The sequence below is a fragment of the Hephaestia mangrovi genome, from assembly GCF_019880555.1.
GTDB classification, from domain to species: Bacteria; Pseudomonadota; Alphaproteobacteria; order Sphingomonadales; family Sphingomonadaceae; genus Sphingomonas; species Sphingomonas mangrovi.
In genome coordinates this window covers 18,097-30,720 of record NZ_JAINVU010000006.1, presented here as the reverse complement: position 1 = coordinate 30,720, position 12,624 = coordinate 18,097, and the positions used below count along the sequence as shown (strand labels likewise).

At 66.5% G+C, this 12,624-nt stretch carries 9 protein-coding genes and 1 pseudogene; 5 read left to right on the top strand and 5 right to left on the bottom strand.

Annotated features, from left to right (window positions below; translation table 11 throughout):
• Positions 1 to 2 precede the first annotated feature (2 nt).
• The 3 genes from trbB to K7G81_RS13735 are packed head-to-tail and all read right to left on the bottom strand — an operon-like array spanning position 3 to position 3,448.
• Entirely contained in the window at positions 3 to 989 is a 987-nt protein-coding gene (gene trbB, locus K7G81_RS13745; protein WP_223031391.1) for a P-type conjugative transfer ATPase TrbB, read from the bottom strand.
• Positions 986 to 1,405, bottom strand: a complete 420-nt coding sequence (locus K7G81_RS13740) for a CopG family transcriptional regulator (RefSeq protein WP_223031390.1) — start codon at positions 1,403 to 1,405, stop codon at positions 986 to 988. Before K7G81_RS13740 ends, trbB begins: the two co-directional genes overlap by 4 nt.
• A 3-nt stretch (positions 1,406 to 1,408) precedes the next feature.
• The gene (locus K7G81_RS13735) at positions 1,409 to 3,448 is read right to left on the bottom strand and encodes a conjugal transfer protein TraG (protein WP_223031389.1); all 2,040 of its coding nucleotides are present in this window, start codon (positions 3,446 to 3,448) and stop codon (positions 1,409 to 1,411) included.
• A gap of 502 nt (positions 3,449 to 3,950) precedes the next feature.
• Between K7G81_RS13735 and K7G81_RS13730 the strand changes: the two genes are divergently transcribed.
• The 5 genes and pseudogenes from K7G81_RS13730 (at position 3,951) to K7G81_RS13715 (ending at position 10,287) form a co-directional block, all read left to right on the top strand.
• A complete protein-coding gene (locus K7G81_RS13730) occupies positions 3,951 to 4,475 on the top strand; it encodes an RNA polymerase sigma factor (RefSeq protein WP_223031388.1) in 525 nt (174 codons plus the stop codon).
• Positions 4,472 to 4,624, top strand: a pseudogene (locus tag K7G81_RS18065) (FecR/PupR family sigma factor regulator); the annotation flags it as partial. The gene K7G81_RS13730 and the pseudogene K7G81_RS18065, both read left to right, overlap by 4 nt.
• A gap of 33 nt (positions 4,625 to 4,657) precedes the next feature.
• A complete protein-coding gene (locus K7G81_RS13725; RefSeq protein ID WP_369412121.1) occupies positions 4,658 to 5,467 on the top strand; it encodes a FecR family protein in 810 nt (269 codons plus the stop codon).
• 84 nt (positions 5,468 to 5,551) lie between these two features.
• Positions 5,552 to 8,098 carry a TonB-dependent receptor gene (locus K7G81_RS13720; RefSeq protein ID WP_223031386.1) on the top strand — a complete coding sequence of 849 codons (2,547 nt, stop codon included), beginning with the start codon at positions 5,552 to 5,554 and terminating at the stop codon, positions 8,096 to 8,098.
• Positions 8,099 to 8,196: 98 nt separating this feature from the next.
• Positions 8,197 to 10,287 carry an Atxe2 family lasso peptide isopeptidase gene (locus K7G81_RS13715; protein WP_223031385.1) on the top strand — a complete coding sequence of 697 codons (2,091 nt, stop codon included), beginning with the start codon at positions 8,197 to 8,199 and terminating at the stop codon, positions 10,285 to 10,287.
• Here the strand turns inward: K7G81_RS13715 and K7G81_RS13710 are convergent.
• Together K7G81_RS13710 and K7G81_RS13705 are read right to left on the bottom strand one after the other, a co-directional pair.
• Positions 10,197 to 11,960 (bottom strand): asparagine synthase-related protein, encoded by a 1,764-nt coding sequence (locus K7G81_RS13710; protein WP_223031384.1) that lies wholly within the window; start codon positions 11,958 to 11,960, stop codon positions 10,197 to 10,199. The genes K7G81_RS13715 and K7G81_RS13710 overlap by 91 nt on opposite strands.
• Positions 11,957 to 12,616 carry a lasso peptide biosynthesis B2 protein gene (locus K7G81_RS13705; protein ID WP_223031383.1) on the bottom strand — a complete coding sequence of 220 codons (660 nt, stop codon included), beginning with the start codon at positions 12,614 to 12,616 and terminating at the stop codon, positions 11,957 to 11,959. The genes K7G81_RS13710 and K7G81_RS13705 overlap by 4 nt, the downstream gene beginning before the upstream one ends.
• Positions 12,617 to 12,624: the final 8 nt, after the last annotated feature.

The following is a 12,624-nucleotide window of genomic DNA, read 5'->3' as shown; positions in this document are numbered from 1 at the left end:
GGTCAGTCTCCTCGGGCTTTGGACTGCGGGATGATGTCGACGAGGGCGTAGCCGCCTTGCGCATCGAGGCCGGCGACGCGGGCAATGGTCTCGACCCGGCGGGCAAGGCCACGTCCGGCGATGAAAACGACGAGATCGATGGCATCGGCGATCAGCGGACGCGGCACGCTGGCCACCGCCTCCTGGACGAGCTGTTCGATCCGGTAGAGCGCCGACCGCGCGGAATTGGCGTGTACCGTCGCGATCCCACCCGGATGGCCGGTATTCCAGGCCTTCAGCATATCGAGCGCTTCGGGGCCGCGGACCTCGCCGACGATGATGCGGTCGGGCCTGAGCCGCAGGGTCGAGCGCACGAGATCCGCCATCGTGACCCAGCCGGCGCGCGTTCTGAGCGCGACCACGTCGGGGGCGTCGCACTGAAGTTCGCGCGTGTCCTCGATCAGGATCACACGTTCGTCGAGCTGCGCCATCTCGGCGAGCAACGCGTTGGCGAGCGTGGTCTTGCCCGAAGACGTGCCGCCGACCACGAGCACGTTGCGGCGCTCCACGATCGCATCGGCGAGGATGCGCGCGGCGTCGCCCGACATGATGCCGTCGGCCACATAGTCGGCCAGCGTGAAAATCCGCGCAGCAGGCTTGCGGATCGAGAAGCACGGCGCAAGCGCTACCGGCGGCAGCACCCCTTCGAACCGTTCGCCCGCGCTGCCATCGTGGGGCGGCAGCTCGGCAGATACGATCGGCCGATCGCCATGGACTTCGCTGCGGGCATGACTGGCGACGAGACGGATGATGCGCTCGGCCTGCGGCGCCTCGAGCCGCACCTGGGTATCGACGCGCCCTTCACCGAGCATGTCGACACGAAGCGCTCCGTCGGGGTTAACCATCACTTCGATTACTCGAGGATCAGAGAGCGCTGCGACGATGGCTGGTCCCATCGCGGTGCGCAGCATGGCGCGCCGGCGCTCTCCCGAGATGGGTGAGCCGCTCATCGTGCCACCTCGTCGGTCTCGGCGGTTCCCAGGGTCCGGCGACCCGTCGCGACCTGTCGCCCGACCTGCGTGACGAACGCTTCGAACCGCTTGGCACCGAGCGCGCGCCCGGCGGCGTCGTTCTCCGCGAGCGGCGTCTGGATCGCGAGCTCGAAGCGGATGAACAGCGCCAGCGTCTCGAGGATCACAAAGCTGTCGCGGTCGATCCGACTGATCGCATGGGTCAGGCGGTCGAGCCGGATAGCGAACCGGTCTTCGAGGTCGCTGGTCCCGCGGCGGTTGAGCCATGCCGTGACGGCATCGGCAAGGATCGCCGACTTGCTCGCACCCGGTTTCGAGGCAAGCGCTTCGAGACGGTCGGACAGCGGCCGGGGCAGGAACAGCTGGTAACGGACCTGGTTCTTGGCGCGTTCCATCGTTCAGAGACCCAGCTGCAGATCGTCGGGCCGGCTCGATGCTGTTTCGAGCCCGTATGCGGTGCGCGCTGGTCCGGCAGCCTGGGCGCGGTCCATCGCGCGTCGCTCCGCCGCCTGATCGCCATCGTCCTCGCCGAGCCCCAGCGGGTCGCTGACGTCGGGTTCGATGACGATGGCGGGCTCCTGCTCCTGGCCGGGATGACGGGCCTGTTCACGCCCGTCGGCATCGATGCCTTCGTGGTCATCGCTGCTCGCGGCGAGGCGCAGGTCGGTGTCGCGAACCTGTCCCGCCCAGTCGTCGCCGCGCGGGGCAGGACGATCGGTATAGGTGTTTGCACCGAGAACCGGCGCGGGCAGCACGCGAGCGGTGAAACGGCGATCCTCGTAATAGCGCAGTTTCTGCGCGCGGATCGGGCGATGGCCGGAGATCAGCACGAGTTCGTCGCGGGGCGCGAGCTGCATGACTTCGCCCGGCGTCAGCAGCGCGCGCGCGGTTTCCTGACGGCTGACCATGACGTGCGCGAGCCAGGGCGCGAGCCGGTGGCCGGCATAATTGCGCATCGCCCGCTGCTCGGTCGCGGTGCCGAGCGCATCCGAGATCCGTTTCGCGGTGCGCTCGTCGTTGGTCGAGAAGGCGACCCGGACGTGACAATTGTCGAGGATGGCGTTGTGTTCGCCGTACGCCTTTTCGATCTGATTGAGGCTCTGCGCGATGAGGAAGGCGCGGACGCCGTAGCCCGCGAGGAAGGCGAGGCTGGTCTCGAAGAAGTCGAGCCGGCCGAGCGCCGGAAATTCGTCGAGCATCATCAGCAGGCGGTGCTGGCCTGTGGTGACGCCATCCTTGGGGTTTGCGTGCAGATGTTCGGTCAGGCGGCGGCCGATCTGGTTGAGGATCAGGCGGACCAGCGGCTTGGTGCGGCTGAGGTCCGAGGGCGGCACGACGAGATAAAGCGACACGGGATGCGCTGCGTCGACCAGGTCGGCGATGCGCCAGTCGGACGCGGAGGTGACGGCCGCGACGGTGGGATCGCGATACAGGCCGAGGAACGACATCGCGGTCGACAGCACGCCCGAGCGTTCGTTCTCGCTCTTGTTGAGCACCTCGCGCGCCGCCGAGGCGACGACCGGATGAACCACCGGTTGCGCGTCGTCGCCCAGATGATTGGTGGTCATCATCCGCCTGAGCGTGGCGGCGAAGCTGCGCTGCGGATCGGAGAGGAAGGTCGCGACCCGCGCCAGCGTCTTCTCCTCTTCGGCGTAGAGGATGTGGAGGATCGCGCCGACCAGCAGCGAATGGCTGGTCTTCTCCCAGTGGTTGCGGCGCTCGAGCGCGCCTTCGGGATCGACCAGGATGTCGGCGATGTTCTGGACGTCGCGGACTTCGTTGGCGCCGCGCCGGACTTCGAGCAGCGGATTGTAGCGCGCCGAACGGGCATCCGTAGGGTTGAACAGCAGGCAGTGCGAGAAGCGGGCGCGCCAGCCGGCGGTCAACTGCCAGTTCTCGCCCTTGATGTCGTGGACGATCGCGGAGCCGGTCCAACCGAGCAAGGTCGGCACGACGAGGCCCACCCCCTTGCCCGACCGCGTCGGCGCGAACGCCATGACGTGTTCCGGACCGTCGTGACGAAGATAAGCGCCTTCCGCCTTGCCCAGGAACACGCCAGCGTCGTCGAGCAGTCCGGCGCGGGAAATCTCTCTCCGGCTTGCCCAGCGGGCCGAGCCATAGGTGGTGACATCGCGGGATTGCCTTGCCCGCCAGAGCGACCCGAATATCGCCGCGCCGCAGCCGACAAAGCCACCACTCCCGGCGATCGCGCCCGCGCGATCGAAGACATTCGGCGCGTAGGCATCGAAATGATACCACCAGGGGAAGATCGACCAGGGGCGATAGACCCGCCAATCGCCAACCACGAACCAGGGCGTTCCCAGCTCCGGTTGCCAGGCCAGTTTCCATGCCGCCCATTCAGTGGCGAACCAGAGACCCGCGATCACGACGGCGAAGACCGCGATCATCTGGCCGATGAGAAGCTTGGTGGGCGTCATGCGGGCTCCGACCCGCTTTTGCCGACATCAGTGTCTGCGGGCTCGGCCCTAATGTCTCAGGTGTGCCGGTCGATGGGCAGGGACCGGCCGGGGACAGTGGCGGCTCTTGTGGGGACACTCGAAAGCGGCGCGCTTCCCGTAACGCGCTTCCCGTTCGATGGTATCGCCCGGCACCAGGCCATCGCGCCCGTCGATCGAATGCCGGCAAGCGCGGCACGATCGTGCCCGATGGTGATGCATCGGAAACACTTGCATCGAGCCCGCCTGAAACGCATGGTCCGGATGCGGAGCAGATCGTCGGCACCACGCAGTCTTTCTTCTCCGGCTGATTGAAACGCGCCCGACCAGAGGGTCCGGCAGCACAAGCAGCGCGCCGTCCAGGAGTGCCAAGCGTCAGCGCGGTACGCCTCGTTCACCGTGCTGCCCTGCTTTCGTTTCGAGGTGTCCATGCCTTTGCTGGGTCACGCGGCGCGGTGCACGCCGCATCTTCGGGCGCGCCCCCGTGGCTGACGATGTGAAGCGGCAATCACCGCCCGCTGCGTCCTGGCTGGCCGACCTGTTCAAGCGGGAACGTCCTCGCGCTGCGCGACGGATCCGCCGTCATGTCGCCAACGCGGAAGAAGCCGCCGACGTCGTGCAGGACGCATTCGAGCGTCTCGTGACGCTGCGCCGCGACGAGATCAAAGGGGCGCCCGAAGCCTATCTGCGGCGCGTCATCCGAAATCTCGTTGTCGACCGAGCGCGGCGAGCGCGATGCCGGCCGTCGACCGTCGCACTGCTGGACGAGATACACTTGCCGAGCGTCGCGCCCGAACAGGAGGACGCCCTCGAGGTGGAAGATCTTCATCGACAGTATCGCGATGCGGTGCAGCACCTTACCCCCCGGACGCGCGAAGTTTTTGTCCTGCACCGGGTGGATGAATTGACCTATACCGAGATCGCGGCGCGCCTCGGCATTTCGGTCAGTACGGTCGAATACCATATCATGCGCGCCCTCGTTCATCTCGATGAGGCGCTGCGGCAATGACGGGGCAGGAAGACAGCGACGGCGATGCGGGGCAGCTGCGCCAGGAAGCGGCGGCGTGGTTCGCGCGCATGCGTGGTCCTGAAGCGGAACAGCATCGCGGCGCTTTCGAGGCCTGGCTGGCGCGCGGCGCGCTTCACCGCGCGGCGTATAATCGCATCGCCGAGACGTTCTCGGCGGGAAAGGTGCTGAAGGACGAGCCGCAAGGCACTCTGGGTTTCCTCAAAAAAAGCTCGGTTCGCGCCGGCATGCTGGGCGGCATCCTGATGTTCTTCGTGCTCGTCGTTTGGGGCGTCGCTGGCGACCGTTCGCCGACGACACCGGCCGGAAGCAGGGGCGCTACCCAGTATGTCAGCGTCATCGGCCAAATGCGGCGCATCCCGCTCGCCGATGGGTCGGTGGTGACGCTCGACAGCGATTCGCTCCTGTCGGTTCGCTTCGACCGCACGTCCCGATATCTTCGGCTCGAACGAGGCCGTGCGCGCTTCGAGGTCAGTCACGACGGCCGGCCGTTCGCGGTGATCGCGGGAAACGACCGCGTCGTCGCTCACGGTACCGTCTTCGACGTCGGCTATCGCGATGACGGGAGCATCGAAGTCGCGTTGCTGCGCGGCGCGATCGACGTGAGCCGCCTCGAACCCGGGAAAGGTCGATCAGCGCGACGGCAGGTCACGCTCGAACCCGGCCAGCGGCTCGTGGTCGCGCCGCATTCCGATCTGCCGGCGCCGGAGGCGATCGGTCATGAAGCGGATTGGACGCGCCAGTTGGCGATCTTCGACCGCGCGCCCCTGTCCGACGTGGTTGCCGCTGCCAATCGCTATAGCGTCGACAAGATCGTCATCCCCGACCCGGCGGTCGCTCGACTGAGGGTGTCCGGGACCTTCCGCATCGTCGATGCAAGGCGCCTCTGCACCCGTCTCGCAGAGGTGTTCGGACTGACGGTCGACGAAAGCACACCTGGAATCATCGTGCTGCGTCGCCAGCCTCCGAAATAAATTCGGTTTGTTGCCCTAAGGGGGCGACCCCGCGGTGCGTCATCTCCTCCAGCGCGCTTCCTGCGCAAGGGGGAGAGATGCACAATGGCAAGACCGTCGTTCACAGCCTGTTTGATCGTCAGCATGCTCGCCTGTCCGGCCGCCGTCGCCGCGCAGGCGACCGCGGCAAGCGTCCAATTCTCGCTTGAGCCGCAACCGCTCGACCGGGCGCTCACCGAAGTTGGACGCCTGACGGGACGCGAAATCATCGTTGCTGCGGATGCCGCCCAGGGCAGGACGTCGCCGCGCCTCGATGGCCGGATGAACGCCGACGAGGCGGTTCGACGCCTGCTGGTCGGAAGCGGTCTCGTCGCCGAGTTTCGCGACGATGCCATCCTCGTCCACAGACCGCTAACGGCGGATCAGGGCGGTGCGTCGGGTGGCGACATCCTCGTTACGGGATCACGGATCAGGGGCGAAGCGTCGGCCTCGCCGGTCCAGGTGATCACAGCGCAGCGGATCCAGAACGCCGGCCAGTCCGACCTCGGCGATGTCGCGCGCTCCCTGCCGCAGAGCTTTGGCGGCGGCCAGAACCCCGAGGTAGGGCTCGGCGTTACGGGCGCCAGCGAGAATCAGAACGCGGCCTCGAACCTCAACCTGCGCGGGCTGGGAGCGGATGCGACGCTCACCCTTCTGAACGGACATCGCCTTTCATACGACGGCACCGGCCAGGGCATCGATATTTCGTCGATCCCGCTGGCGGCGGTCGACCGCATCGAGATCGTGCCCGACGGCGCGTCGGCGCTCTACGGGTCCGACGCGGTCGGCGGGGTTGCCAACGTCATCCTGAAGCGGGACTATCGCGGGCTCGACACCAGCGCGCGTGTCGACGTTCCGACCGATGGCGGCGGCGTCCGGCAACTTTATACGGCCACCGCCGGATCCAGCTGGGATGGCGGTGGCGGGCTGGTCACGGTCGATCTCGATCACTCGGACCCGGTCGTTGCCGGCGAGCGCGACATCACTCGATCGCTCGCCCCTTCCTCGACGCTCGTGCGCGACCAGAGCCATCAGGGCGTCGTCGCCACACTGCACCAGCAGCTCGTCCCCGCGATCACGTTCGAAATGGACGCGCTCTATTCCTCGCGGCGCTCATCTGGCGAGACGCCTTATACCGCTACCGGGACCAGCCTGGACTTTGGGCAAACCGACACGTCCACGACGAGGTCGCTGGAATTTGCGCCGCGCCTGGTGATCGACGCCTCGCCCGCTTGGCAGATCACGCTCGACGGTCTGTGGGGCGATGACCGCCTGAAGTTTGATTCGCTCGGCTATTCGGCCGGCGCCGTCTTCTCCCGGTTTGCGGGATGCATCTGTAATAGGATGGCCTCGGTCGGCATCAACGCCGAGGGGCCACTGTTCGACATGCCCGGAGGATCCGCGCGGCTCGCCGTCGGCGCCGGCGTTCGCCGTGCAGACCTTCATTACCTCGAGACAGGATATGCCGACTTCGATCGAGGTCGGACCACGACTTTCGGCTATGGCGAACTTGCTCTGCCTTTCATTTCGTCGCGGAACGCAGTCCCCGGACTCCAGCAGCTGCTCCTGAACCTCGCCGGACGGTATGAACGCTACGGCCGCGACGGCGTTCTCAGCCCGAAGCTCGGGCTTGTCTATACGCCGGTGCCAGGCCTGGACCTGAAGGCGACATGGGGCCGATCGTTCAAGGCGCCGACGCTCTTCCAGCAATATTCGCCGAGCACGCTTACCGTCCTGAACGCTACCGATCTTGGCTATTCCAGCTATCCCGCCGGATCGACGATCGGCATCTTCAGTGGCGGAAATCTCTTCCTGCGCCCGGAGCGGGCACAAACCTGGTCGGCGACGGTAGCCGTCCACCCCGTTGGCCTATCCGGCGCGCACCTGGAGCTCAGCTATTTCGCCGTGGATTTCGTGAACCGCGTGCAGGTTCCGGTGCAAAGCGTGTTCAACGCACTGGGCAACCCCCTCTACGCCGCTTTCATCAGTTATTCGCCATCGCCCGAGCAGGTCGCGGCCGCCTTGGCCGGCGCAAGCGGCGGACTGAGCAATCAGACCGGGCGGCCGTTCGACCCGGCGCAGCTCGTCGCGATCATCGACCAGGGGTATCACAACGTCACGCGCGAGCATGCCGAGGGTGTCGACGCGGTGGCGGGCTACCGGATCGACATGGGCACCCGCCGGTCGCTCGACCTTGCGATCGACGCCAGCTACCTGACCAGTCGCCGCAGGATCATCCCTTCCGCTCCCGAGATCCCCCTGGCGGGTACGCTGTTCAATCCGCCGCGCTTTCGCGGGCGGGCGGGAGCGACCTGGTCGATCTCCGATCTGACGGTTGCCGGCTTCGTCAATTACGCTGGCGGTGTCGATGACGAGCGAACCGCAGCGACCGTCAGAGTTCATGGACAGACGACCGTCGACCTCTCGGCTCGTCTGTCACTGTCGACGCCCGGCATCCTGAGCGGGACGACGCTCTCGGTGAGTGTCCGCAACCTGTTCGATGCCATGCCGGCACCGATCGCGACCAACTTCGTCTATGCCGCGCCTTACGACACGACCAATTATTCGGCGATCGGCCGGGTTCTCGGGCTTCAGGTGTCGCACAAATGGTAAGCGGCACATCACCGCGTCGCCAAGGCCGCCTCGTCGGATTGGGATCAGCCTTTGCCCTCGGCTGCGCAGCTTCGTCGGCGCACGCCACCGACTGCGCCGTGTTCGCTGCGTCGCCGGTCGCCTCGGCCCGAGGGATCGCCGTTACCCCGCACGATCTCAGCGCGGTGCGGGAATTCGGGCAGAGCGACAACAGCACCAATCAGGGACCGGCGTTCGGCGTGTCGCCCGGCGGCGCAAGAATCGCGCTCGTCATCCGCCGCGCCGATCCGGCGCGCAACCGGTTCTGCCAGGCGCTGGTCATCACCTCCCGCCGCGCGGGTGTTGCGCCCAAGGTGATTCCGCTCGACGTGCAGCCGCTTCATCAGCCTTATGAAATGCGCGGCGTGCTCGCGCACGACGGCCTGATCAGCGCCAACCCACCCCGCTGGTCATCTGATGGCGACACGGTTGCCATCCTGGCGGCCAGGCATGGCATCGTCCAGGTTCTCGGCGTGAACGCAAAGACCGGTCACAGCCGGTTCCTGACCGATGCCCCAGGCGGTGTGATCGATTTCGCATGGTCGGCCGACGGGAAGGCCCTGGTTTACTCGACCCGGGCCGGGCTGGCGGCATTTCGTGCCGCGACCGACCGCGAAGCGCTTCGCGGTTACCATTATGATGCCCGCGTCGTGCCGACGACGTCTCCGCGACCACAGCCCCCGGCGGCGCTCCCGATCTCCTATCGCACGGTCTTGCTGACGACAGCCCGCGATCGGCCAGCGACCGACGCGGAGCGCACGCTGCTCGATCCGGCGTCCGCATCCGGAGAGCAAAAGGACGCTGTCGCCACCGCAAGTCTGCCCGGCGGGGCGCGTGCGTGGCTCGTTCCCGCCGATCATTCCAGCTGGCAGCCGGTCATCAACCTGTTCGCGAGCGTCGATGGCACCAGGGTTGTTTGCGACGCGCCCGCTTGTTCCGGCTATCTGACGAATCTCTGGGCCGATGGGCGACACTTTCTGTTTCTGCGACGGGAAGGATGGGGAGACAGCGTCACGGCTGTTTACCGCTGGCGGCCGGGAGCGCCGCCGGAGCGCATATTCGCAACCGAAGATCTTCTCGCGGGCTGCGACGTGGCCGCTGGTTTGCTGATTTGTGGACGCGAAGCATCGCTGCAGCCGCGGCGCTTATGGTCGCTCAGCCTCGAAACGGGGCAACAGTCGATCATCTTCGATCCCAATCCCGGCTTTGCTCGCCATGCCCTTCCGCGGGTCGAGCGTCTCCACTGGAACGATCCGCTGAACGTGCACGGCTATGGCGACCTGGTACTGCCGCGAAGCGCGGCACCATCGGCCGGCTATCCGATGATCATCGTCCAATATCGCACGCGAGGCTTTCTCAAGGGCGCGATCGGTGACGAATTTCCGATCCTCGCGTTCGCCGCCCATGGCTTTGCCGTGCTCAGTGTCGAAAACGCGCCCGACTATGCGTCACTCGTCTCCGATCCGTCTGTCCGGACGCCCGCCGAGGCAGTGCGTCTCGACATCACCGACTATCATGCGCGCAAATTGCAGTTCGACAATTTGATGGCCGGCATCGCCGAAGCCAGGGCGCACGCTTCGATAGACATGCGGCGCCTCGGCATCGCCGGTGTCAGCGACGCCGCGTCGAGTGCCGTCTACGCCCTCAACAACAGTCACCTCTTTGCGACGGCGTCGCTGGGCTCGCCGGTATGGGATCGCTTCATGTTCGAGGTCGGCGGGCCGGCGTTGCGCACGGCGTTCGCCGCTTACGGCTTTCCGTTCGATGGCCCCGCCGCCAGGTCGTTCTACGAGCCGATCGCCCTTGCGCCCAATGCCACGACCCTGCGGACACCGATCCTCGTGCAATTTCCTGGTGAGGAATATCTCGCCGGGCTCGGCGCGATTTCCGCGCTCGAAGCGGCGAACGCCCCGATCGACGTCTACGTCTTTCCAGGAGAGCCGCACATAACGGGGCAACCGGCCCATCGGCTGGCGATGTACCGGCGCAATCTCGCCTGGTTCGACTTCTGGCTGCAGGGCCGCGAGGACGAGGACGATGCCAGTGCCGAAGAGCTCGCACGCTGGCGCGCGCTTCGCGCTCAGCTCTGCCCCGGTCCGACAAAAGACGGCGTACCGAGCCAGCTCTGCACCCAGGCTTCGACATCGACCAGCGCGGTCACCCGAAGATAGCCATCCCCGCGCAAGGGGCCTTGCGTGCCGAGCGCCTGATCGATGGCGGCAAGATCGATCAGGCCTTTCGCCGCCAGATGTCCGTCGTTGAGGATTGCTCGGATCGCCCCCCGTTGTGTCGACACCATCCGGGCGTCGAACGCACCCGGACTTCCCTTGGCCCGGCGGTCGATCACGGCGGCCGGCAATCGGTCGCGGAACGCGTCGCGGGCGACCATGCGGTTCATGCCCGCACGGCACCAGAGCCATGTCGGGACCCGCAGACAGGCCTCGATGACGGGCTGCGACATCAGCGGCGCTATCACTGCTGCTTGTTGGGGCGCCACCACCGCCTCGAGGTAGTTCTGAATCCCGACGAGACCGGCAACATGAGCCTGCTTTCCCGGCAGGGTGGCGGCGGGGATGGTTTCAAACCATGGATGGCATTCGGGCAGACCAGCCCGGTCGATCGCGGCCCGCGTCAGCAGGCGCGGGTTTCGACGCCAGTGAAATCGTCCCCGGTCGACCAAGGCCTTGCGCAGCGCCGCTCGCCGGATCCGCCACCGCGACACCTGCGTCATCGCGGACAGGCTGTCGAGCACGGCCCGGCGCACGTCGTGCGGCTGACCAGCCAACCAGGCGTCCAGATACGGCGTCGACGATGTCAAATAGCAGAAGATGTTATCGCCGCCGCCGCCATGAAAAAGCGCGCTGGCTCCGGTAGTCGCGACCGTCTCCGCCCAGATTCGATCGAACGCCTGCGCGAACAGGCGCGACACCGGCCTCGGCAACGACGCCGCGTGCGATCTTCGCGGATCGATCGCTTCGATGCTCATCTGCTGTTCGATCAAGTCGAGTTCCTGCCGGTCAGCGACCGCCCTTGCATATTGCCGCTCGTCTCCGAGCGGCTCGTGGGTCGCGAGCGTGACCGCCGCTGCGGCACCCGTGGTGCAGGCCGCGACGATCGAGGAATCGAGCCCGCCCGACAGGCTGACCAGAGGCCGGGCGTAACGATCGGACCAGGCACCGACGGTATCGGCTACCGCTCTGCGAACCACCTCGGCAGCCTCTCGCGAATCGTCGATCCGCCGATCGCTCGAGGTGAAGTGCCAGGGCGTCCATGCCTGGTCGGCACGTGGTCTCCGCTCTCCGACGGTCAGGCGAAACCCCGGCATCAGCTCCCCGACGCCCTCGATACAGGTGCGACGTGTTCGACGATCCGGCCAGAGCAGGTGTGCGGCTACGCCCCGCCAGTCGATCTCGCCGGTGACCAGGCCGAGCGACGTACAGGTCCGGACGTCCGACGTGACCACATGGGCCGTCCCCAGGCACGAGACATAGCAAGCGGTAGCGCCGGATGGATCTCGGACGATGGTGACGCCGCCGCGTTCATCCACGAGGAACGCGATGTAGCTTCCCCAATAATGATCGATCAGGAACGCGCCGCCGCTATGGTGACAGTCATCGATTTGAGATTCCGCAAGACGCGACGCCGGACGACCCGTCTGGCGGTCGAACAGCGTGCCGATGATGGCTCCGCGTTCGCTACCGAGGTCGACCCGGTCGGTGCGGGGATCGCATACGAGCATTAACGTCGGAAGATCGAGGGCGATGGTCAGGCCAGGTGCCCGCTGCGACGCGCTACGCATCGCGTCGCAATCATGGCCTGCTACGGCGATGTAGCGCGCGCTCATTGGACGACGAGAATCGGCTCGAACGACGCGGCGTGGTCGATCTCCTCGTTGAGCAGCCGATCGTCTGACTGGACCCAGCAATGCGCGGAGAACGGCTCGGCCCTGACCGCGATCACCAGCTGCGCGGCGCATGCAGCCGATCGAAGGTGGCGGGCCAGCGCAAGCGAGCGCAACAGGCAGGCATCGTGCGCGGTCGCGTGTCCCGACAACCAGTCATGCGCGCAGACGATGCGATCACGGCACTCAGCCATTGCCGTGCTGGAGCGCGCCGGCATGGCCTCGATCCGCGCGAGCTGGAGGAGTGCAGCACGAAAACCGCCAAGGCCTATCGCGAGCCGGGCGGCGACGAGATGGTAGATCGCCGACAGACGAACCGTCCAGCCGGACGGGTCGTCGGGAACCCCGCGTTCGACCAGCGGGCGACTCGATCGGGGCGCCATCAATGCGCGAAAGTTCTGGGTATTGGCCTCGATTCCGGTGGCCGCGGTCAACGCTCGCCGCGCGCGATCCGAGATCGGCTCGCCCGCCAGCAACCTCAGCAGCGCGTCGTTTTCTGTCGGCGAGAGCGCGAAATAGCGGTCCAGCGCACAGTCGAGGAAGATCGCATGCCCATGCGCGACAGCAAGCGCCATGTCAGGAACGGAAGCAGAGGTCATCGCACCCG